This is a genomic window from Ruegeria sp. CDSC068, assembly GCF_059610545.1.
The window spans coordinates 518672-540847 of record NZ_JBXWNV010000001.1; the positions used below are offsets into that span (position 1 = coordinate 518672).

At 57.2% G+C, this 22176-nt stretch carries 23 protein-coding genes; 16 read left to right on the forward strand and 7 right to left on the reverse strand.

Translation table 11 applies throughout. The features are described 5' to 3' along the window. Nucleotides 1-69: 69 nt before the first annotated feature. Nucleotides 70-510, forward strand: coding sequence for a GNAT family N-acetyltransferase (locus AC2FID_RS02430; RefSeq protein WP_496835242.1), 441 nt, complete (start codon nucleotides 70-72; stop codon nucleotides 508-510). A gap of 133 nt (nucleotides 511-643) precedes the next feature. Next, entirely contained in the window at nucleotides 644-2188 is a 1545-nt protein-coding gene (locus AC2FID_RS02435) for a trimethylamine methyltransferase family protein (protein ID WP_058271464.1), read from the forward strand. On the opposite strand, the gene AC2FID_RS02440 is transcribed toward AC2FID_RS02435, so the two are convergent. Continuing rightward, entirely contained in the window at nucleotides 2189-2488 is a 300-nt protein-coding gene (locus tag AC2FID_RS02440; RefSeq protein WP_496835243.1) for a DUF6477 family protein, read from the reverse strand. A gap of 240 nt (nucleotides 2489-2728) precedes the next feature. Between AC2FID_RS02440 and AC2FID_RS02445 the strand changes: the two genes are divergently transcribed. Together AC2FID_RS02445 and AC2FID_RS02450 are read left to right on the forward strand one after the other, a co-directional pair. Next, entirely contained in the window at nucleotides 2729-3838 is a 1110-nt protein-coding gene (locus tag AC2FID_RS02445) for a DUF6456 domain-containing protein (RefSeq protein ID WP_282168415.1), read from the forward strand. Between the two features lie 52 nt (nucleotides 3839-3890). Continuing rightward, nucleotides 3891-4814 carry a hydrogen peroxide-inducible genes activator gene (locus AC2FID_RS02450; protein WP_282168414.1) on the forward strand — a complete coding sequence of 308 codons (924 nt, stop codon included), beginning with the start codon at nucleotides 3891-3893 and terminating at the stop codon, nucleotides 4812-4814. Between the two features lie 47 nt (nucleotides 4815-4861). Here AC2FID_RS02450 and AC2FID_RS02455 read toward each other — a convergent pair whose 3' ends face one another. Continuing rightward, nucleotides 4862-5410, reverse strand: a complete 549-nt coding sequence (locus AC2FID_RS02455) for a peroxiredoxin (RefSeq protein ID WP_282168413.1) — start codon at nucleotides 5408-5410, stop codon at nucleotides 4862-4864. A 263-nt stretch (nucleotides 5411-5673) separates the two neighbouring features. On the opposite strand from AC2FID_RS02455, the gene lipA reads away from it, so the two are divergent. Next, complete coding sequence (lipA, locus tag AC2FID_RS02460) at nucleotides 5674-6624, forward strand: lipoyl synthase (protein WP_058277796.1); 951 nt, start codon at nucleotides 5674-5676, stop codon at nucleotides 6622-6624. Next, entirely contained in the window at nucleotides 6621-7763 is a 1143-nt protein-coding gene (locus AC2FID_RS02465; protein WP_496835246.1) for an amidohydrolase, read from the forward strand. Before lipA ends, AC2FID_RS02465 begins: the two co-directional genes overlap by 4 nt. Nucleotides 7764-7767: 4 nt before the next feature. On the opposite strand, the gene AC2FID_RS02470 is transcribed toward AC2FID_RS02465, so the two are convergent. Both AC2FID_RS02470 and hpt read right to left on the reverse strand, forming a co-directional pair. Next, complete coding sequence (locus AC2FID_RS02470) at nucleotides 7768-8127, reverse strand: hypothetical protein (protein ID WP_496695312.1); 360 nt, start codon at nucleotides 8125-8127, stop codon at nucleotides 7768-7770. A gap of 131 nt (nucleotides 8128-8258) precedes the next feature. Then, entirely contained in the window at nucleotides 8259-8801 is a 543-nt protein-coding gene (gene hpt / locus AC2FID_RS02475) for a hypoxanthine phosphoribosyltransferase (protein WP_058271886.1), read from the reverse strand. A gap of 71 nt (nucleotides 8802-8872) precedes the next feature. Here hpt and AC2FID_RS02480 point away from each other — a divergent pair, with 71 nt between their 5' ends. Then, a complete protein-coding gene (locus AC2FID_RS02480; protein WP_058271887.1) occupies nucleotides 8873-9319 on the forward strand; it encodes a type II toxin-antitoxin system RatA family toxin in 447 nt (148 codons plus the stop codon). 37 nt (nucleotides 9320-9356) lie between these two features. Further along, complete coding sequence (locus AC2FID_RS02485) at nucleotides 9357-10652, forward strand: MmgE/PrpD family protein (RefSeq protein ID WP_496835248.1); 1296 nt, start codon at nucleotides 9357-9359, stop codon at nucleotides 10650-10652. On the opposite strand, the gene pyrC is transcribed toward AC2FID_RS02485, so the two are convergent. After that, the gene (gene pyrC / locus AC2FID_RS02490; protein WP_496753859.1) at nucleotides 10649-11686 is read right to left on the reverse strand and encodes a dihydroorotase; all 1038 of its coding nucleotides are present in this window, start codon (nucleotides 11684-11686) and stop codon (nucleotides 10649-10651) included. The two genes, AC2FID_RS02485 and pyrC, sit on opposite strands and share 4 nt — an antisense overlap. A 154-nt stretch (nucleotides 11687-11840) precedes the next feature. On the opposite strand from pyrC, the gene AC2FID_RS02495 reads away from it, so the two are divergent. Genes AC2FID_RS02495 through AC2FID_RS02505 form a run of 3 tightly spaced genes read left to right on the forward strand, consistent with a single transcriptional unit; the run spans nucleotide 11841 to nucleotide 14526 of the window. Then, nucleotides 11841-12749, forward strand: a complete 909-nt coding sequence (locus tag AC2FID_RS02495; protein WP_496835250.1) for an AAA family ATPase — start codon at nucleotides 11841-11843, stop codon at nucleotides 12747-12749. Nucleotides 12750-12805: 56 nt separating this feature from the next. Beyond that, nucleotides 12806-13270 carry a hypothetical protein gene (locus AC2FID_RS02500; protein ID WP_496835252.1) on the forward strand — a complete coding sequence of 155 codons (465 nt, stop codon included), beginning with the start codon at nucleotides 12806-12808 and terminating at the stop codon, nucleotides 13268-13270. Further along, nucleotides 13270-14526 (forward strand): vWA domain-containing protein, encoded by a 1257-nt coding sequence (locus AC2FID_RS02505; RefSeq protein WP_496835254.1) that lies wholly within the window; start codon nucleotides 13270-13272, stop codon nucleotides 14524-14526. The genes AC2FID_RS02500 and AC2FID_RS02505 overlap by 1 nt, the downstream gene beginning before the upstream one ends. A 3-nt stretch (nucleotides 14527-14529) precedes the next feature. Here the strand turns inward: AC2FID_RS02505 and AC2FID_RS02510 are convergent, their stop codons facing one another. After that, nucleotides 14530-15030 (reverse strand): hypothetical protein, encoded by a 501-nt coding sequence (locus tag AC2FID_RS02510; protein WP_082649166.1) that lies wholly within the window; start codon nucleotides 15028-15030, stop codon nucleotides 14530-14532. A gap of 242 nt (nucleotides 15031-15272) precedes the next feature. Here AC2FID_RS02510 and AC2FID_RS02515 point away from each other — a divergent pair, with 242 nt between their 5' ends. The 5 genes from AC2FID_RS02515 to AC2FID_RS02535 all read left to right on the forward strand — a co-directional run bounded on the left by AC2FID_RS02515 (nucleotide 15273) and on the right by AC2FID_RS02535 (nucleotide 21204). Further along, nucleotides 15273-16241, forward strand: a complete 969-nt coding sequence (locus tag AC2FID_RS02515; protein WP_496835256.1) for an XdhC family protein — start codon at nucleotides 15273-15275, stop codon at nucleotides 16239-16241. Further along, nucleotides 16238-17239 carry a molybdopterin-binding protein gene (locus AC2FID_RS02520; protein ID WP_496835257.1) on the forward strand — a complete coding sequence of 334 codons (1002 nt, stop codon included), beginning with the start codon at nucleotides 16238-16240 and terminating at the stop codon, nucleotides 17237-17239. Before AC2FID_RS02515 ends, AC2FID_RS02520 begins: the two co-directional genes overlap by 4 nt. A gap of 153 nt (nucleotides 17240-17392) precedes the next feature. Next, complete coding sequence (locus AC2FID_RS02525) at nucleotides 17393-17878, forward strand: (2Fe-2S)-binding protein (RefSeq protein WP_109311614.1); 486 nt, start codon at nucleotides 17393-17395, stop codon at nucleotides 17876-17878. A 79-nt stretch (nucleotides 17879-17957) separates the two neighbouring features. Beyond that, nucleotides 17958-20318: a xanthine dehydrogenase family protein molybdopterin-binding subunit gene (locus AC2FID_RS02530; protein ID WP_496835259.1), complete on the forward strand. Its 2361-nt coding sequence runs from the start codon at nucleotides 17958-17960 to the stop codon at nucleotides 20316-20318. A gap of 94 nt (nucleotides 20319-20412) precedes the next feature. Beyond that, nucleotides 20413-21204 (forward strand): FAD binding domain-containing protein, encoded by a 792-nt coding sequence (locus tag AC2FID_RS02535; RefSeq protein WP_282118559.1) that lies wholly within the window; start codon nucleotides 20413-20415, stop codon nucleotides 21202-21204. 47 nt (nucleotides 21205-21251) lie between these two features. On the opposite strand, the gene AC2FID_RS02540 is transcribed toward AC2FID_RS02535, so the two are convergent. Next, on the reverse strand, nucleotides 21252-22139 hold the full coding sequence (locus tag AC2FID_RS02540) for a MurR/RpiR family transcriptional regulator (protein WP_496835261.1): 888 nt from the start codon (nucleotides 22137-22139) through the stop codon (nucleotides 21252-21254). Nucleotides 22140-22176: the final 37 nt, after the last annotated feature.

Consider the following 22176-nt stretch of genomic DNA (forward strand, 5'->3'; position numbering starts at 1 on the left):
CTTGCATGTGCAAGCGCTATGACGTCATTTGTGCAATTGAGCCTCAGGATAATACAGAAAGAGCGCGAGATGCCCGAGATCGTACTACGCCGCGCAAGTGCTGCTGATACCGTAGCGGTCACAACCTGCATTGCGGCGGCCTATGCGGAGGCATTGCGCGATATTCCTGATCTGCCCGATGTCACGGACGGCGTTGGCGACGACATCGCCGCGCATCAGGCCTGGGTTGCCACGAAGGATGAAGACATCGTCGGGTTTATTGTTTTTGACCAGGTCGATTCTGCGGTGATGATCTTTAACCTTGCCGTATCGCCAAAGGCACAAGGGGCAGGGTTGGCGAGGCGGTTGATCGAATTAGCTGAACAAGAAGCCAACGGAACGGGCGCCACTAAGCTCAGGTTGCGAACGCACAAATTGATGCGAGCGACAGTCTCCATGTACCACTACTTGGGCTGGCACGAGAAAGAGGTGAGCGGAAAGACGATCCTGATGGAGAAGGAACTTTCCTGATCAGAGCAAGTGCCTGACGGTTTTGGTTCCTGCGGATGTCGCTTTTCCCCCTATAGCGCCGTAAATTAGATGCTTTGCCCCAAATGCTTGCTGTAACAAACTGATCAAATCAATCAATAGACGGGATCTTCTCATGGCAGAGGCAAACACCCGGCGTCGGGCAAGAGGTGGCGGTGGTGCCGCCCGCCGGGCCGAACGTACCGCGGTTCGCATCGAAACGGCGAAATACATCGAACGGAATATTCCGAACTTCGAGGTTCTCAACGAAGAAGCGTTGGAGATCATCGAAACCAATGCGGAAACCATTCTGGCCGAAGTCGGCGTGAACTTTGTCGACAACCCAGCCGCGTTGCAGCGCTGGAAAGATGTTGGCGCCGATGTCGATGGTGAACGCGTCCGCATTCCGCGCGGTTTGGCGCGTCAGCTGATCAAAACAGCGCCCAGCGAATTCACGCAGCATGCCCGTAACCCCGAGAAATCGGTTGTCATCGGTGGCCGTAATCTGGTTCTGGCCCCGGTGTACGGCCCACCCTTTGTGCGGGACGCCCAAGGTGGCCGTCGCTATGCGAACATGGAAGATTTCAACAAGTTCGTGAAACTGGCGTATATGTCCAAGTGGTTGCACCATTCGGGCGGGACCGTGTGCGAGCCGACAGATATTCCGGTGAATAAGCGTCACCTGGACATGCTGATGGCGCACATGACCTTGTCGGACAAGCCGTTCATGGGCTCGGTCACCGATCCCAGCCGTGCGCAGGATTCGGTTGAGATGTGTGAGATTCTGTTCGGCAAAGAGTTCGTTCAGGAAAACACAGTGATGACCTCGCTGACCAACATCAACTCGCCGATGACCTTCGACGACGTGATGATGGGCGCGCTGGAAGTTTATGCGAAGAACAATCAGGCCTGCATCATCTCGCCCTTTATCGTGGGTGGTGCGATGGCGCCGGTTTCGATTGCAGGGACATTAACGCAGGTTCTGGCCGAAGTTCTGGCTGGTGTCGCGTATAGCCAGATCATCCGTCCGGGTGCGCCAGCGATTTTCGGTGCCTTTGTGTCATCGATCGATATGAACTCTGGCGCGCCGACATTTGGTACGCCCGAGGCTTCGATGGTTACCTACGGTGCGGGCCAGCTGGCGCGACGTCTGAACCTGCCGTTCCGCTCGGCCGGGTCGTTCTGCGGCTCGAAATTGCCTGATGCACAGGCGGCTTATGAGACCGCAAACTCGTTGAACATGGGGCTAATGGCTGGCGTGAACTTCATGCTGCACTCCTGCGGCTGGCTTGAAGGCGGTCTTGTTGCAGACTTCGAAAAGTTCGTCATGGATGCCGACCAGTTGGGCGTTCTGCACGGTCTGGCCAAGGGCGTGGCCTATGATGAAAACGCGCAGGCGATGGATGCGATCCGCGAAGTTGGCCCGGGCGGTCACTATCTGGGCTGTGCCCACACGCAGGCGAATTTTAAAGAAGCGTTCTGGAAGTCCGAGGTTCTGGATTACAAACCCTTTGAGACTTGGGAAGACGAAGGCGGGCGCGACACACGTCAACTGGCCACGTCGCGGGTCGAGCATCTGCTGGCCAACTACCAACAACCGCAACTCGACCCCGCCGTCAACGAAGCATTGAACGCATACGTGGCGGAAAAGAAAGCATCCATGCCGGATGCCTTCACCTGATCATTGATACTGCGTGGCGCGACTGGCTTTGAACAGTTGCGCCTCGCCCAATAGCGCAATCAGCAGGTCCAGATGGCGGACCAGCGAATAGGCGGCGTCTTCGGCCAGTCTTTGGGCGTTTACCTCTCGTTCCAATTCCAACAGACGAACCAATGCAGACCCTGTGCCGGGCAGTGATCCGTATCCCAGAACACGTTGAAGATGCCGGTCCCGATCATACTCCTGCGCCCCAATTTTTGCGGCCCGAGCCAACAGGCGTGGGCGGCGGAGCGTTGTAATGATGGTCATCAGGTCCTGCATTTCGGTGATCCCTTGGTTGAACAGAAGATAGCCATTTGTCACACAACTTAAGCGAGTGTTGCCTTGTGTGGGTTCCCTCCGAACTCTGACTTCATGAGTGTTTATGATTTTGAATCAAATCTGGTTGTTGTCTGTCCCGGTTAACGAACGAGTAACGAAAGCGGCTCTAGTTAGAATTGGTTAACACATTCACCGGGGGCGATTGAGAACCGATTGTTTTGTCGACGAGGGCAAGTAACTATGCAAGAAAACATGGCTTTCACCATTCCGGCGTGGGTGCCTGAAGGGGCGCAGAGATACCTGGCGCATACCGAAACCGGTCAATCGATCCGCGACATCGCGCGATCCGTGGGGTGCCATGCGTCAACCATACTCAGACAGATCCGACGTATTGAAATGCGCCGGGACGATCCATTGGTGGATGCTGCTCTGCAAGCGCTGGCAGAGGACCATTTCACGGATCAACAGGGGCGTGCTGGGTCCCTGAACGAGCCTTTGGGGATTCAGGCCAACGATGCAGCAAGCAAGGACGATGAGTTTAACCGCGAAGCTCTTAGAATACTGCGACGCCTTTGCGAAACCGGCGCGGTTCTGGCTGTGGCGGAAGAGATGGACAAGGCTGTGGTCGTTCGGGACACCGGCGACAGCGGGACCGCAAGAACTGCGGTCGTCGATTGCACGATTGCGCAAGCGCTGGCTCTGAATGATTGGATATCCTGCGATAATCCCGGACGTATTTCCCGGTATCGCATCTCTTCCGCTGGGCGGTCGGCCTTAAGCCAACTGATCGCCGAGGCCGAGAACAAAGCCCGCGCCAGAAACGAGTTCGGCATGGCCGAGGCGCAATCGCCGTTTCAACCGCATGGCGAACAAAGACAGGACAGGTCCCCGCACAGTGCCAGACGTATTCGGTACAGTGCCGCCGAAAGCCCGCTGATCGCGTTGGCGCGCAGGCGGGACAAGGACGGGAAGCCCTTTCTCGACGAAACTCTGGTCGGCGCTGGCGAACGGCTGCGCGAAGACTTTGAACTGTCGCAGATCGGCCCGCAGGTTGCCCAAAACTGGGATCACTTTCTAACGGCCGGGGGGCGGGGAAGTTTCGCAAATGGAACGTATGCAGGCCAGGGATCGTCAGACGCGCGCGTTCGGGTTGAACGTGCCCTGTCGGATCTGGGACCGGGGTTAAGCGACGTGGCACTGCGGTGCTGCTGTTACCTTGAGGGGCTGGAATTGGCCGAAAAACGCATGGGGTGGTCGGCGCGTTCCGGGAAGATCGTGTTGCGCATCGCCCTGCAACGTCTAAAGCGCCATTACGAAGATCAAGCAGAGAAAACTCGCCTGATTGGGTAGAAATTCCATAATTCGCAGTTGAGGTTTCAGGGGGTAGTGATAGGAATTGCCTATGAATTTTACCCTCAGACAGCTTCAGTATTTCAATGCGGTGGCAGATCAGCGTAATTTTGGTCGTGCGGCGCAGGTCTGCCATGTCTCACAACCCGCGCTGTCGGTTCAAATCAAAGCGTTAGAAGAGACCTTGGGCGGGCCGCTGTTCGAACGTCAGGCCCGCGACATACTGCTGACGCCGTTGGGGCGCGACGTGCTGGACTACGCCCGTCAGGTGCTAGGCGCGGCAGACAGGCTGGACCAGTTCGCAAAGGATCATTCCGTTGGGCATCGGTCGTTGGCAATTGGGATCATTCCGACGATCGCGCCTTATCTTTTGCCTGGTGTGCTTGCCGGGCTGCGCACGGCAGATGTCTCCTTGCGGGTGCAGATCCGCGAGGCACGGACCGAGCGCTTGCTGGCCATGCTGCGGGCCGGGGAAATCGATGCCGGTGTGATGGCCTTGCCAGCCGGTGGCAGCGAATTGTTCGAATTGCCGCTTTTCGAGGATCGCTTTCTGCTTGCCGGAAGCGCGGGGCGGCTTGGCACAGTACACTCAGACCCGGACGCCTTGCGCCCGGTGGATCTGCAGACCGCGCAGTTGATGTTGCTGGATGACGGGCATTGCCTGACGGATCAGGCTCTTGAGGTCTGTGGTCAAGACAGAAGCAGCGGTTTGATCAATATGGGGGCGTCCTCATTGGCTACCCTGTCGCGACTGGTTGCGGAAGGGTTTGGTCTGACACTCATGCCTGAACTCGCGGCCCGCTCGGAGACCGAAGCTGTTCCGGGGCTCAAGCTCATGCGGTTCGGGGCACCGCAGCCTGCGCGGACGGTAGGGTTGGTCCGACGCCTTTCGACGGGACATGAAGACTGGTTCGACAGTCTTGCGGAAGTCATCCGGCGTGTTGGCGATGATATCGTAACCGCGACCCGCCATTAAAAAAGGCCCGCCAGAGGCGAGCCTTTGATACGTCAGCCTGACAATTGTTATGCCAGTGCCGGTTCTTTGGCTTCTTCCAGGTGCTTCATCAGGGTTTCCGGGGACGAAACGCCATAGGGATCTTCGGGGCAGTTGTCCATCAGTCCGGGCTCTTCGAACCAAGCTTCGACCACACCATCGGTTACGATGGCAGCGTAGCGCCACGAACGCATGCCAAAGCCCAAGTTTTCCTTGTCGACCAGCATGCCCGTTTTGCGGGTAAACTCGCCCGAACCGTCAGGGATGACTTTGACGTTTTTAAGGCCCTGATCCTGTGCCCATTTGTTCATGACAAAGCTGTCATTCACGGACATGCAGTAGATTTCATCGATGCCCTTGGCAGTGAAATCGGCATACCCGTTTTCGAAACCGGGCAGTTGAAAGGTAGAGCATGTGGGTGTGAACGCTCCGGGCAGGGAAAACAGGATGACGCGCTTGCCTGCGAAGTAATCCGCGGTTGTTTTGTCTTCCCAACGGAACGGGTTGGATCCTTCGATTGCCTCGTCGCGGACGCGGGTATGGAAGGTAACGGAAGGCAGTTTTGCGCCGGTTTTCATCTACGGGCTCCTGTGATTCACATTAGAATTAATGGTGACTTAAAACAGTTCTAAACCGCCTTCAACGCCAGAAATGCTGCAATTGCGATATATCTTTAGGTGGCTGTAAACGAAAGTTAATCTGCCTAGAGTGTTTGAAGTGTCGGGCTTTTTTCTGCGAGTGCAAACGTACCGTGCATGGCGGGTATGCCCGGGTGGCATAGTCTGCGTGGGCGTATTATGTTAGGGCAAAGAAAATTGACCCAAAGTCAGGAAAGCCAGCCGTGCGTGATCTGAAGATCCCAGAACAACGTCATCCCGAAAAAGCGCATCGTCCAGACAATGCGCAGCCCAAAAAGCCCAAGTGGATACGCGTCAAAGCACCCGGCGGTAAGGGTTATGCCGAGACGCACAAGATCATGCGTGAGAATAATCTGGTCACTGTCTGTGAAGAGGCCGGATGCCCGAATGTCGGCGAATGCTGGAGCCAGGGTCACGCCACGATGATGATCATGGGCGAGATCTGCACGCGCGGCTGTACCTTCTGTAACATTGCAACGGGTCGTCCTGACTCGTTGGATGCATTTGAACCAGGGCGCGTGGCACATGCGGTCGAAAAGCTGGGTTTGAACCACGTCGTGATCACATCTGTTGACCGCGATGATCTGAAGGACGGCGGTGCCGATCATTTCGCGCAGACGATACGCGCGGTGCGGCACCGGTCGCCTAAGACGACGATTGAAATCCTGACACCAGATTTCCTGAAATGTGATTCTTCCGTTCTTGAGACTGTCGTCGAGGCCAAGCCGGATGTGTTCAACCACAATCTGGAAACCGTACCCGGCCTGTACCTCGAAGTGCGTCCCGGTGCGCGTTATTTCCACTCGTTGCGGCTGTTGCAGCGTGTCAAAGAGCTGGACCCGTCTATTTTCACCAAATCGGGAATCATGGTTGGATTGGGTGAGAATGAGCAAGAAGTTCGGCAGGTCATGGATGACATGCGCGCCGCCGATATCGACTTTCTAACCATCGGTCAGTATCTGCAGCCCACGCCCAAACACCATGGTGTGGATCGGTTCGTGACGCCGGAAGAATTCGCATCATATGAAAAGGCAGCTTATGGAAAAGGGTTCCTGATGGTGTCCGCGACGCCACTGACCCGGTCATCCTATCACGCGGGCGATGACTTTGCCCGGTTGCGTGAGGCTCGCCAGAAAAAGCTGGAACAGGGGTGACACCCGAAGCGCACGCGCGGCTGACACGCCTGCGCCACGACCTGCACCAATATCCCGAACTTTCCGGCCAGGAGCACGATACCGCTGCCCGCATGACAGAGCTGCTGCAGGGATTCGGTGCGGACCATGTGCTTACCGGACTGGGGGGGCACGGTGTTGCCGCGGTTTTTGACAGTGGGCAGGCTGGGCCGACCGTGGGTATCCGGTGCGAGTTGGACGGACTGCCGGTTCAAGAACTTGGCACGCACCCCTATGTGTCGAAGGTTCCGGGCAAAGGGCATTTGTGCGGCCATGATGGGCACATGACGATGGTGCTTGGCGTTGCCGAAGACCTGGCGCGACAGCGACCTAATAAGGGTCGGGTGGTTCTGATCTTTCAACCGGCTGAGGAAACCGGGCAGGGTGCCATCGCCTTTCGCACGGACCCCCAATTCGCGCAGATCGCGCCGGACTACGTGTTCTCTTTGCACAATCTGCCGGGGTTGGAACTTGGCGCCGTTGAGTTGTGTCAGGGTTCGGCTAACTGCGCCTCGCGCGGGATGAAGATCATCCTGACCGGCAAGACATCCCATGCGGCTGCGCCTCAGGATGGGGTTTCCCCAGCTCGGGCAATGTCTGAATTGATGTTGCAACTGGCAGGTTTGGGCGCGGGCGGCGCGTTGGATGCCGATTTTGCGCTGACAACTGTGACGCATGCTCGTTTGGGAGAGCCGACTTTCGGCGTCGCTCCGGGGCAGGCCGAGATCTGGGTGACCTTGCGCACCGTTTCAGACGCCCGGATGCAAACGCTGATCACCGAGGCCGAGGCGCTGGCGCGCCGCGCTGCATCCGCCGACAGTCTGGGTTTTGAGATCACCTATGACGATGTCTTCGAGGCCTGCGTCAATCACAGCGACGCGGTGAGCATCATCGCAACAGCCTGCGCCGAGCGTGGAGTGCCGTGCCATTCAACAAAGACGCCGCAAAAATTCTCGGAAGATTTTGGGCAATTTGGGAAAGGCGCGAAAACGGCCATGTTTTGGCTTGGGTCGGGGCAGGATCATCCGCAATTGCATAACCCTGACTATGATTTCCCAGACGCACTTATCCCGGTAGGAGTAGACGTATTTGTTGCCGCAATTCGATCACTTAATGGCTGAAACTTCAGTTTACGAGATCGCTCACTATTCCAACGGCATCAATGACTGTCTTAGTGTCATCTGATATTGACAGGATTTCGTCATCCACGCGGATATATCGCTGACCGGCGGGTAGGGGTTTCAACTTCCAGCCGTCCAGGTCATCAAGATAGTCAAAATTCAGATCGTTAGGGATTTTCTGACCTCGCGTATAACGCTTGATCTGTCCAGGCGGTACACCAACGCCATTATTGGTCTTTATCGACTTTTCGATTTTCGACTTGTCTGGGCCTTTCCCTTTGCCCTTGTTGTCTTTTGCGTCCGCAAGACCAACCGTTGCGGCGACTGCGCAAGTCGCCAGAAGCCCAATAGACATTACTTTCATAAGCAGAATCCTCCCAAGATGATCGGAGGGTAATCTGTTGTTGAGGGCGTTGTCCAATGGTATTCATTTAAGTGAATACAAGGGTGCGCAGCTACTTTGACGATTGGAAACTGGGTTTGTTTTTGCCCCTCTCAGTCTTCGACAAAACGAACCTTACCAATAAACGGCAAGTTGCGATTGCGCTGCGCGTAGTCGATCCCGTAACCCACAACAAATTCGTCCGGAATTTCAAAGCCGATCCAATCGGAACGGAAATCGACCTCGCGCCGGCTGGGTTTGTCCAGCAAGGCAATGGACTTAAGTCGGCTTGGCTTGCGGCTGCGCAAGAGTTTTGTAACGTGGTTCAGCGTGTGGCCCGTGTCGACGATATCCTCGACCGCTAAAACATCGCGCCCTTCAATCGCACCGCGCAAGTCCTTGAGAATGCGTACTTCCCGGCTGCTTTCCATCGCGTCTCCATACGAGGATACTTCGAGGAAATCGACTTCGATCGGCAGGTCCAGCTCGCGCACCAGATCCGCGATGAAGACGAAACTGCCGCGCAGCAGGCCGACCACGATCAGCTTGTCGGTATCTCCGAATTCTGCCGTGATTTCGCGGCATAATTCCTCGATTCGGGCTGCAATCGCCTTGGCCGAGATCATCGTATCTATCACATATGCGCGGTCGCTCATCGCTGCCCCCTTGATCTTTGGCGCGCAACATACGACATGACGCGCCATTGTCACCTGAAAAACCGGACGCCATGCCTACTCATTCGGAAACACGTCACCTTCCTTACACTGCTCAGCAGATGTACGAGCTGGTCGCGGACGTGGCAAAGTATCCCGAGTTTCTGCCGTGGTGCGCAGCCGCCCGCATTCGTCGGACCTATGCGGCGGGCGAGGCGCAGGTCATGGAGGCAGACTTGGTGATCTCGTTCAAAGTGTTTCGCGAACGGTTCGGCAGCCGAGTGACATTGTTTGCCGATCAGAAAAGAATCGACACCGAATATCTGGACGGCCCATTCAAATACATGAAATCCGACTGGCAGTTCGCCGACGCCGATGATGGCGGATGCAACATCACTTTCCACGTGGATTTCGAATTCAAGAACGCGATCCTTCAAGGGATCATCGGCGTGGTCTTTAACGAGGCCATGCATCGGATCGTTCAAGCCTTTGAGACCCGCGCGAAGGACTTGTACAGCTAGGTCTTTACCCCGGGTTGGCGGTCGCTAGACTGCGCCCATGACCGATTTTACCACATCACTGGCAGCCTTCGCGGCGGGGCCTATCACGACGACTTTGCAGACGCGGGTCGTTACGTCTCTTTCTGTTTTGGACTGGATTGCTGTCGGGCGTGCCGGAGTTGATGAGCCTGTTTCCCGGACAGTGCGCGACCTTGTGCTTGGCGAAGGGGGGACGGAACAAGCGCGCCTTTTTGGCGGAGGTGGGGCGCCCCTGCGCGGTGCTGCATTGGTAAACGGAACAGTGTCGCATGCCCTGGATTATGACGACACGCATTTTGCCCATATCGGGCATCCATCCGTTGCCGTCCTTCCGGCGGCGCTGGCCCTATGCGAATGGGACGATCGTATTCTGGTCGATCTCCTTGAGGCAGCCTTGGTTGGGATGGAGACATCCATTCGGATCGGCCTCTGGCTGGGGCGTGATCACTATCAGGCGGGCTTTCACCAGACCGCCACGTCTGGCGCGTTTGGTGCAGCTGTCGCTGCAGGGCGCATACTGGGGTTCGACGTCGAACAGATGCGAAAAGTTCTGGGCCTGACGGCGACTAGGGCTGCCGGTCTAAAGGCGCAATTCGGAACGATGGGAAAACCTTATAACGCGGGTCTTGCGGCCTCTGCCGGGGTTGAGGCAGCTTTGTTGGTGGCATCGGGATTCGATCCCAATTCAGACGCGCTGGAAGGGTCCTATGGATTTGGCGCGACGCATAAAGGTCAGTCTGACATTGCAGCCTCATTGGATGGGCTGGGTGCGGAATGGCTTTTTGAAAGCGTCAGTCACAAGTTTCATGCCTGTTGCCACGGATTGCACGCCGCGCTTGAGGCCGCGCGCGACCTGGATATCGCTGAACCGGAAGTCGCCGAGATCAAGATCAAGACGCATCCAAGGTGGATGAGCGTCTGCAACCAGACATCCCCGACAACTGGCCTTGGTGCCAAGTTCTCATATAGGACGGTGATTGCGATGCAGGCGCTTGGCTATGATACGGCCCTGCCAGGCAGCTATTCAGACAAGACATGCGCCGACCCGCGACTGGTATCCTTGCGGGACCGAGTCTCTGTCGAAGCGGATGACAGCTTGTCAGAAACGCAGGCGCAGCTGACCTTGTTGCGCCGGGATGGAGCGAGACGCGAGGCCACGCATGACCTGTTGGCCCCCATGACTTTGTCAGACCGTGAGGATCGCGTGCGCGGCAAGGCCAACAAGCTGATCGGAACAGAGGACGCGGACGTGATCTGGTCGATGCTGCGCACCGGAGGCCGCGCCCGCGATTTGTCTGCGTTGCTAGCGGTTTAAGTCACGCGCCAGTGTAGCGGGAAACCCGGTTCAAATACTGTGACCGGACCTTCGTCGCAGTCGATCTTGCCCGGGTATTCCACCGGTTCGCCTTTGGTCAGGGTGATGGTTTCCTCATTCACCGGAAGGCGATAGAAGGCCGGGCCGTTCAGAGACACAAAGCCTTCCAGCTTGTCCAAAGCGCCCTCGCGGTCAAACATCTCGGCCACAAGTGACATTGTATTGGTCGCCGTGAAACATCCCGCACACCCGCAGGCCATTTCCTTGTTGGCGTCGGTGTGGGGTGCGCTGTCAGTACCCAGGAAATACCGCGCATCGCCCGAGGTTGCAGCCGCCAGCAGAGCCAGTCGATGTTCTTCACGCTTGGCGACAGGCAGGCAATAGTAATGCGGCTTGATTCCACCAACGAGGATATGGTTGCGGTTGATAATCAGGTGGTGTGCCGTGATCGTTGCACCCAGATCCTTGTTATTGGATTTGACGTAATCGACACCGTTCGCGGTCGTGATGTGCTCCATCACCACACGCAGTCCGGGAGTGGCCTTGCGGATCGGATCCAGAACACGGTCGATGAATACAGCTTCGCGGTCGAAGATGTCGATCTCGGCGTCGGTCACCTCACCATGCACACACATGGGCAGTCCGATCTCGGCCATCTTTTCCAGCACTGGGCGCACTTTGTCGAAGTCCTGCACGCCCGAGGCAGAGTTGGTCGTCGCGCCCGCCGGGTACAGTTTGACCGCTTTGACCAGACCGCTGGCGTGGGCTGCTGCCATATCATCGGGGTCCGTATCCTCGGTCAGGTACAGGGTCATCAACGGCTCGAACGTCATGCCTTCGGGCAGCGCGGCCAATATGCGGTCGCGATAGGCGGCGGCCTGATCCCCGCGCACGACGGGCGGCACAAGGTTCGGCATGATGATTGCGCGGGCAAAATGACGCGCGGTTTCGGGCAGGACGGCCTGCAACATCGCGCCATCGCGCAGGTGCAGATGCCAGTCGTCGGGGCGGCGGATCGTGAGGGTATCGGTCATGGCCTTCCGCTAGCACAGCGGACCCGGCGGTGAAAGACCTTCAATTCGGTCCCAGACCTTGTCAATCAGTCCGATCGTCGTAAGTCCCGGAAAGAACACGGACTTGACGCGCGCGGGCGGCCATGACCTGTTGTGCCAAGGGAGAGATCGAAACATGACACAGCCAGATTCCATCGACGCCGTACAATCCATGTTGGGTTCACAGGGCTATGTCTGCGGGCGGGCGCTGGCGACGGTGGTGTTTCTGTCCCTGAAACTGGGCCGACCACTGTTTCTGGAAGGTGAGGCCGGGGTGGGCAAAACCGAGATCGCCAAGGCTCTTGCCGCCGGTCTGAACCGGCGCCTGATCAGGTTACAATGCTACGAAGGTCTGGATGCTTCTTCTGCTGTTTACGAATGGAATTTTCCGGCGCAGATGGTGGCGATCCGCACGGCCGAAGCCTCGGGAGGGGCGGATCGGGGCACATTGCAGACCGAGCTATTCTCGGACGAGTACCTGATTGAACGCCCGCTGCTGCAGGCGATGCGTCCGGAGGAAAACGGCGCGCCGGTTCTGCTGATCGACGAGCTTGATCGCACGGATGAACCCTTCGAGGCCTTCCTGCTTGAAGCGCTCAGCGATTTTCAGGTCACGATTCCTGAACTGGGCACGGTCAAAGCACCGGAGCCGCCCATCGTTATCGTCACCTCGAACCGCACACGTGAGGTGCATGATGCACTAAAACGACGCTGCCTCTATCATTGGGTCGACTACCCCGATTTCGACCGAGAGATCGAAATCCTGCACGCGCGCGCGCCGGAAGCTGCCGAAGCGCTTAGTCGTGAGGTCGTGGCCTTTGTTCAGCATCTACGCACCGAAGACCTGTTCAAGAAACCGGGTGTGGCTGAGACGATAGATTGGGCCAAATGCCTGTTGGCTCTGGACGTCATCAACCTCAGCCCCGAAGTCATCGGAGATACTCTGGGTGCGATCTTGAAATACCAGGACGACATCCAGAAATTGCAGGGGTCCGAGGCGAAACGAATACTGGATCAAGTCAAAAACTCTCGGGAACCTGTATGAGGCTGGGCGGCCTAGAGCTAGTCAGTCGAGCCACACGAGCATCGATGAGGGTCGTTTTGTCACTTAGCGTCGCTGTATTGTTGGTGCACTATTTGGAAATTGATATCTCAGAAGTATCAGTATTGGGTATCCGTTTACGACTTGAACAAACCCAAGGTGTGATCAATTCTGTGTTGTTGATCGCATTAGTTTCTCATGTCGTACAATGGTTGGGAGACTTCCTTAGCCTAAGAAACTGGAACGTAGCGCTTAAGTCTACAGAAGTTCCAATTCTTTTTGGCGGGAGAAGCAAGTTGGTTTCGAAATTGGAACTCTATTTAACGGATTGGGAGAAACTCAGAGAAAACAGTGAAAAAGTTGAATTTGAGGGATCTGAAGAGCAGATAACCGCTTTGATTAACGAAACTAGACGGTTGAAAAGATTTGTCATCGGCGACACGGTGTTCGCTTGGTTTTACGTCGTTGGTTGGTGTATGTTTTTACCGCTGGCAATTGGCCTCTGGGCGTGGGCAGTGATTTAATGGCTGAACAGCTTCCGATCGACATCCCCGACAACCCCAAGCTGGCGCAAAACATCACCCATTTCGCACGCGCGTTGCGTAAGGCCGGGCTACCGATTGGGACGGGTCGAGTGGTGGATGCTATTCGCGCGGTTCAGGCGGCGGGGTTCACGGAAAAACAGGATTTCTACTGGACATTGCACGCCTGTTTTGTGAACCGCCCGGAACACCGCACTGTATTTGCGCAGGTCTTTCGCCTCTATTGGCGTGACCCCCGATATCTTGAGCACATGATGTCCATGATGCTGCCTGCCATTCGCGGCGTACAGGAAGAACACAAGGCTGACGCGGCCGAAAAGCGCGCGGCCGAGGCGTTGTTGGACGGGGTTGAACGTGATCTGCCCGAGGTGGCTGAGCAGGAAGAGGAGACTGAGTTAGAGATCGACGCCTCGCAAACGGCGTCCTCCGAGGAACGCCTGCGCAGTCTGGACTTTGAGCAGATGAGTACCGCCGAGATCGCGCAAGCCAAGCGCATGCTGTCGCGGCTTTCTCTGCCGGTGAAGCCGATAGAATCCCGGCGCGGTCAGGCCAGCCACCTGGGGCATCGCATCGACCGGGCGCGGACATTGCGCGCGGCGATGCGTCAGGGTGGAGAGTTGCGCGATATTGCTAAGCTCAAGCCGAAACCTCGATGGCCCAATCTTGTCGTGCTTTGCGATATCTCGGGGTCGATGAGCCAGTACAGCCGGATCGTCCTGCATTTCCTGCATGCGGTGTCGAACGCCAAAGGGGCAGGCTGGCCCAAGGTTCACGCATTTACCTTTGGGACGCGTCTGACGAATATCACCCGTCATCTTCAGCAGCGCGATGTAGATGCGGCTCTGGCCGCCGCTGGGGCTGAGGCTCAGGATTGGGAAGGGGGAACGCGGATTGGCGAGTGTCTGCACGCGTTCAACCGCGATTGGTCGCGGCGGGTCATGGGGCAGGGTGCTGTGGTTCTATTGATCTCGGACGGGCTGGATCGCGGAGACCCCGAGGCACTGAGGAAAGAGACGGAGCGATTGCACTTGTCCGCTCGACGCCTGATTTGGTTGAACCCATTACTGCGTTGGGACGGGTTTGCACCCAAAGCGCAAGGCGTCGCAGCAATGCTGCCCCATGTGGACAGCTTCCGCGCTGGTCACTCGATCGCGTCGTTGGAAGATCTGGCCAATGTCATCTCGAAACCCGATGACGTGGGTGAGAAAGCGCGGTTGTTGTCCGCGCTTTCCGACTGAGTATCAGCTCAACTGTTCTTCGTTGCACTTGCGGGCCATTTCCATGGCTTTGTAAGTACCGGTCAGATCAACGGTGAAGGCAAATTCTTTTTCCGGGAATACAACCATGACCTTTTGCTTGGCGAGATCATCGGCGAATTGGGGATCGTCGGACAGGACGTAACCACCTGAGTAACCCTTGGTGATGTTGCCCTTCATACCGGTTGCTTCACCAACATAGATGTTGTCGCCCAGCAGGACCGCGACAGCTTCTTTTTCGCCGCGCTTGATGTCGGTCTTGGCCTTGGTAAAGACGCCGACATATCCGACGCTACGGTCTTCGGTCAGACCCATCTGAACGACATTTTCGGCGTCGTCTACAGCTTCGATCAGGCAGGATTTCTTGTCCTCGTCAATAAATACTTTCCAACCTTCAACCTCGCCATAACGCAGGAACGTGTCTGCGGATGCAACGCTTGCGGTGAACAGGCCAAGTGCCATTCCGAGTGTAAAAATGCGTTTCAACTCTCTGTCTCCATTGTCAAAAATTAATATGCGCATACTGGAATGCAGCAGCTACGCATGTAGGCTAGAATCTGGGCAGGGTGCAATCAATGATTTGTGGGCTGCTTGGCAATCTGGGCTTGTATACGCCGATGCAATTCTGAGTTTAACAGACAGGTCGAACATCCGGTATTCGCCTTAAGGCTTACTTTTCATTGCGCCAAACCTGCCTATGTTGGATCAGAACACGCCGGGAGGGTGCAATGGACAGATTCGACAACAGCCCAGAGACGGCCCTTAAATGGCATTCCGAGGGTAACCCAACCGCTCTGGCCACGGTGGTTGAAACCTGGGGCAGCGCGCCGCGCCGCGTCGGCGCACAGTTGGTGATCGCCGCAGACGGGCGGATCGAAGGGTCGGTATCCGGCGGCTGTGTCGAAGGCGCGGTCATCGTCGAAGCGCTTGAGGCGATGGACGAAGGTGAGGCACGTCTGTTGGAATTTGGTGTCAGTGACGAGGATGCATTTGCCGTGGGTTTGGCCTGCGGAGGAACGATCCGTGTTTTAGTGGAACCTGTCGGTTCGGTCCTGCCAGAATCCATGTTGCGAGATCTGGTCAAAGCCCGCGCACAGCGGGAACCGATGGCCTATGAAGTTAATACCGAGACCGGTCATCGGGCTTTACGCCGCAAAGCCTATTCAAACCGAATGCGCATGGACCGATCAGGTTTTGAGGAGGACGGGCAGACATTTGTTGCAGTCCACAACCCTCCGCTGCGATTGATAATAGTGGGGGCAGTGCACATTGCGCAGGCTCTGGTTCCGATGGCCCGGATCGCCGGATATGATCCGACCATCATCGACCCGCGCGATGCCTTTGCGTCTGGTGCCCGATTCCCGGGCGAAACCATCCTGACTGATTGGCCGGACGAGGCGGTCGCCAAGCTGGGCATGGATACGCGAACCGCTGTTGTCTTGCTGACGCATGACCCCAAATTGGACGACCCGGCTTTGGAGTCTGCCTTGAAGGCGGGCGTGTTTTATATCGGCGCTCTGGGGTCCACGCGTACGCATGCCAAGCGGGTTGCTCGCATGAAAGAGGCGGGTTTTTCGGACGAACAGATTGCCCAGATCCACGGACCGATTGGATTGGACATCGGCGCGGCGGGTCCGTCCGAGATCGCGGTGGCCATCCTCGCCCAGATGACGGCCGTGCTGCGGGGCAAGGCGTGAAATTCGGTCCCGTTCCTGTCGCCGAGGCCACCGGCGCGATCCTTGCACACTCCGTCCAGGTTCAGGATACCAAGTTGCGCAAAGGATTGCTGCTGACTGCCGAACATGCGGCTCATCTGGGTGCAGCTGGATATGATGAGGTCACAGTTGCGCAGCTTGAGCCCGGCGATTGCCACGAGGACGAGGCTGCTGAAATGTTGGCCGCTGCACTTGCGCCTGATCCAGATGCCGCCGGATTACGGGTAACGCAGCCGTTTACCGGGCGCGTGAACCTGCTGGCCGACGGGCCGGGTGTTGTCGAATTGGACGTTGCGGCCCTGCAGGAGTTCAACTGCGTCAACCCGATGATCACAGTAGCGACCGTGCCGCAATATCAACAGATGGGTCCGGGCGGGATGGTCGCCACAATCAAGGTGATATCCTACGCCGTTCCAAAGGATGACGTCGTGCAGGCCGCTGGTCTGGCTAGGGCCTCGATTCGTCTGGTGGCACCGGTACATAAAACGGCAGGGCTGATCGTAACGGATATTCCCGGAGGTCCCCCCAACGAAAAGGGGATCGCAGCCATTCGCGGCCGGGTAGAAACCCTTGGCATGGACCTCAGCGATGTACGGATCGTTCCACACAAAGCCGAACCGCTGTCGCAGGCTATTTCAGAGGCTGCCGGTGACATTGTGATGATCCTGACCGGCTCTGCCACATCTGATGTTTTTGATGTTGCACCTCAGGCCGTGCGGGCGGCTGGCGGTCAGGTTGATAGGTTCGGCATGCCAGTCGATCCCGGTAATCTGCTGTTTCTTGGAACACTCGGCCCAAGGCCAGTAATCGGATTGCCCGGATGCGCCCGTTCGCCTGCATTGAACGGTGCGGATTGGGTCTTGTCGCGGGTTGCTTGCGGGGTCGAAACAACCAGCGCGGACATTGCTGGGATGGGGGTTGGCGGGTTGTTGAAAGAAATCCCGACGCGGCCGCAACCACGCGCGTCGCGCAAAAGGTGATGTGACAGATTTTAGCTTTTCTTCTTAGGCGGCTATGAAAGAAAAGACGACCCCTACGAACGTCGGATATTGGCGCTAAATATTTTTGTTCTCAAACAAATTTTCCCGTGTTTAACTCGGCGACAGCGATAAAAGCCAATAGGGGAGGATCTTATGACCAAGGTCTCAATGACCGTGAACGGTAAGACCGTGAGCGGTGAGGTGGAAGGGCGGACGTTGTTGTCCGGTTTTCTACGCGAGAATCTCAATCTCACTGGCACTCATGTGGGTTGCGATACAGCGCAATGCGGCGCGTGTGTTGTTCATGTGAACGGCGAGGCCGTGAAGTCCTGCAATATGCTGGCGCTTGAGGCAGACGGGGCTGATGTGGGCACGATCGAAGGCCAGGCTAACCAGGATGGCTCGCTGAACGTGATTCAGCAGGCATTTCAGGACCATCACGGCCTGCAATGCGGTTTCTGCACACCGGGAATGGTCATGAGTGCTGCAGCACTGCTGAAAGAAAACCCGCGCCCGACCGAAGCCGAGGTGCGCAAGTATCTGGAAGGCAACCTGTGCCGTTGCACCGGCTACCACAACATTGTCAAGGCGATCATGGCCGCATCTGGTCAGGACGTCAGCAGCATCGCTGCCGAATGATGCCGCTGCGGGCGTCCGATGAAGCGCCCGTGGGAAGACATAGGATGCACAGCATCCGTTTATGGGAGGAGAACAAGCAATGCCCAAAGACAGTGGCATCGGAGCCAGTTCCAAGCGGCGCGAAGACGTACGCTTTCTGACCGGAGCGGGCAATTATACCGACGACATCAACGTACATGGCCAGGCTTATGTACATTTCCTGCGGTCCGACATCGCGCATGGACGGATCAAGAGTATCGACACCTCAGCCGCCGAAGCTATGCCGGGAGTGGTCAAGGTTTTCACCGGCAAAGATTTCGAAGGCGTGGGCGGGATGCCCTGCGGTTGGGAAGTGACCGACAAGCACGGCGCGCCGATGCAGGAGCCGCCGCACCCCATTTTGGCACAAGGTAAGGTGCGCCATGTGGGCGACCCGATTGCGGCCGTTGTGGCCGACAGCCTCGAACAGGCCCGTGATGCGGCCGAGGCGATCGATCTGGATATCGAAGAACTGCCGGCTGTCATGAACATGAAAGCTGCTGCTCAGGATGGGTCGACGCTGGTTCATGACGATCTGAAGAACAACATCTGCTATGACTGGCAATTGGGTGAGACGGACGACGCCAAGGTCGATGAGGTCTTTGCCAATGCAGCCCACGTAACGACGTTGGATCTGGTCAACAACCGCCTGGTCGCAAACCCGATGGAACCGCGTGTGGCGGTGGGTGAGTACAAGCCTGGCACGGGCGACTACACGCTCTTCACCACGTCGCAGAACCCGCATGTGATCCGTCTGCTGATGTGCGCCTTTGTTCTGGGCCTGCCCGAGCATAAAGTGCGCGTCGTGGCGCCGGATGTGGGCGGCGGCTTTGGCACCAAGATCTTCCACTATGCAGAAGAAGCGTTCTGCACCTTTGCCGCCAAGGCCTGCAACCGTCCGGTCAAGTGGACATCCAGCCGGTCCGAGGCGTTCATGTCGGATGCCCATGGTCGCGACCATGTCAGCAAGATCGAATTGGCACTGGACGCAGACAACAACTTTATCGGTCTGCGCACGAACACCTATGCCAATCTGGGTGCGTATCTGTCGACTTTCTCCAGCTCGGTTCCGACCTGGCTGCACGGCACTCTGATGGCTGGCAACTACAAGACGCCGGTCATTCAGGTGAACGTGAAGGCGATGTTTACCAACACGGTGCCGGTAGACGCCTATCGCGGCGCTGGACGCCCTGAGGCGACCTATCAGCTGGAGCGTGTCGTGGATAAAGCCGCACGCGAGTTGGGTGTTGATCCGATTGCCCTGCGCCGTCAAAACTTTATCACTCAGTTCCCCTATGACACTCCGGTCGCACTGACCTATGACACCGGGGATTACAACGGGACGATGGACAAGCTTGAGGTCGCTGCCGATCTGGCGGGTTTCGCCGCGCGTCGGGCCGAAAGCGAAGCCAACGGCAAGCTGCGTGGTCTGGGCATCAATTGCTATATCGAGGCCTGCGGTATCGCGCCTTCGAACATCGTCGGCATGTTGGGGGCCCGCGCGGGTCTGTATGATGCCGCAACTGTTCGGGTGAACGCCACCGGTTCGATCAGTGTCATGGTGGGCGCACACAGCCACGGGCAGGGGCATGAGACAGCCTTCCCGCAGGTTGTGGCCGACATGATCGGTATCGACGAGTCGATGGTCGAGATCGTGCATGGCGACACCTCAAAGATCCCGTTTGGCATGGGGACCTATGGCTCGCGTTCGCTGGCCGTTTGTGGTTCGGCAATGGTCAAGGCGACCGAGAAGGTAATCGATAAGGCCAAGAAGATCGCCGCCCACCTGCTGGAAGCGTCCGAGGCGGATATTGAACTGAAAGACGGTCAGTTTAGCGTCGCGGGCACCGACAAGTCGGTAGCCTGGGGCGATGTAACCCTGACGGCTTACGTACCGCACAATTATCCGCTGGAAGTTGAACCCGGGTTGGAGGAGACCGCGTTTTACGACCCGGCCAACTTCACTTACCCGGCCGGTGCATATGCGTGCGAGGTCGAGGTTGACCCAGAGACCGGTCAGGTGACCGTCGAGGCTTTCAACGCCGCAGATGACTTTGGCAACATCGTTAATCCTATGATCGTCGACGGTCAGGTCCATGGCGGCATTGGTCAGGGCATAGGTCAGGCTTTGCTGGAGAATTGTGCCTATGACGAAAACGGTCAGTTGCTGAGCGCGTCTTTCATGGATTATGCGATGCCGCGCGCGGATGACGTGCCTTTCTATGGTGTCGATCATTCCAGCCAGACGCCCTGTACGCATAACCCATTGGGTGTGAAGGGCTGCGGTGAAGCCGGTGCAATTGGCTCGCCGCCGGCGGTGGTCAATGCGGTGTTGGATGCGCTGAACTCGGGCGGCAAGGCGGTCGATCACATCGATATGCCGGTGAGCCCGTCTCGTGTCTGGGCGGCGATGAACAGCTGATTGGTCGGGTGGTCTGGGGGCTTTGCCCCCAGACCCTCGGGATATTTTTAGCCAGATGAAGGGCGGATCCGCGCCTTTCGGAAAGGAAAGCGAAATGTACAATTTCGAGTTTGAAAAGCCCTCGACCGTTGCTGACGCCGTTTCGGCGCTGGGAGGCGAGGATGCACAGGCGTTGGGGGGCGGCCAGACGCTGATCCCAACTCTGAAACAGCGATTGGCAGCACCGTCTACGCTGGTGTCACTGGGTGGGATTCCCGACATGCAGGGGGTTTGCGTCGAGGATGACGGGTCGGTGGCCATTGGTGGCGCAACAACCCACGCAACGGTGGCGTCAGAGGCCGCCGGCAGCTATCCGGCGCTGGCCGCACTGGCTGGGCAGATCGGCGATCCAGCGGTGCGCAATCGAGGAACAATCGGTGGCTCACTGGCCAACAATGATCCGGCCGCTTGCTATCCGGCGGGCGCTTTGGGATCAGGTGCGACGATCATCACTAATACGCGCCAAATCGCGGCGGATGATTTCTTCGAGGGTTTGTTCAGTACAGCCCTGGAGGAAGGTGAGATCATCACCACGGTCAATTTCCCGGTGCCACAAGCGGCTAGCTATCAGAAGTTCCTGCAACCCGCATCGCGCTTTGCGCTGGTCGGAGTGTATCTGGCACGTTTCGCCGACGGTGTTCGCGTTGCGGTGACAGGGGCCAGTGAGGATGGTGTGTTCCGCTGGTCCGAGGCAGAAGAAGCCCTGAACAAGGAGTTTCGGCAGGATGCCTTGACCGGGCTGAGCATCAATCCCGCGAATATGATTGCCGATTTGCACGGCAGCAAGGCGTACCGCGCGCATCTGGTCAGTGTCATGACCAAGCGGGCCATTGAAGCCTGCATGTAAGCTTAAAACTGTCAAAAAAGCCCCGGTCCTTATGGCCGGGGCTTTTTTTATGTCCGTCTTATTTTGGGCGGCTGGGATGGTTGCCAGTATGCGCCTGTGTCTTCTCGGGACTTTTGGTAATTGTCCACGCGATGGCGCGCGACGTCTCCGCCCGCTTGAAACAGGTGACCCAGTAGGCATTCCAGAACCACCATGGCCCCGGCATAGTTTGAGAAGTGGTGCAGAGATCGCGCGCTGATGGGGAAAACCACGTCAGGCTCGATCCCGGGTGCGATCACTTCGCTGTCGGCAATCAGGATGAGCGGCACATTCATGCGTCGCGCCAATCGCATTGATTGGATGGTGTCGGCGGAATAGGGATGGACGGTGATTGCAATCAGGCAATCGTTGGGGCTTGCGTCCAACAGATCATCCGCCGCGGACCCCATGTGGCGCGGAACAAGTTGCAGACCGGGGTGTGCCATGCGTCCGGCATAAGAAAAATAGTATGACAGGGCATAGCTGGCGCGCGTGGCGGTGACAAAGCACCTGTCAGAAGACGTCATAATTTCAATGGCGCGCTTGACGCGTTCAGGGTTCATTAACCGCAGGGATCGCATGACGACGTTCTGTGCATTCTGGGCAAATTTTGCCTGGGCAGCGCTGAATGAATCACCGTCTTGCATGTCGGCAAGCCAACTTTGGCTCAGATGATCCTCACCATCTGTGACCAACGCATCGCGGAACGGAGCGCGCAGGCCGTCGAAGCGGTCATATCCCATCCGATCCGCCAGCCGGACCAGAACGTTTGAGCTGACGCCGATCTTTGCTGCGGTTTCTCGAATTGAGTCCAGCCCGAAATCTCCGGGATGGTCGAGGATGTATTTTGCCGCCATCTGCAATCCGGGAGGCAAGTGGTCAATCTGCTGTCGCAGAGCTTCGGTAAGCTGGCTCAAAGACTTGGTCATCCGCGAAAGAAAACAAATGTTATGA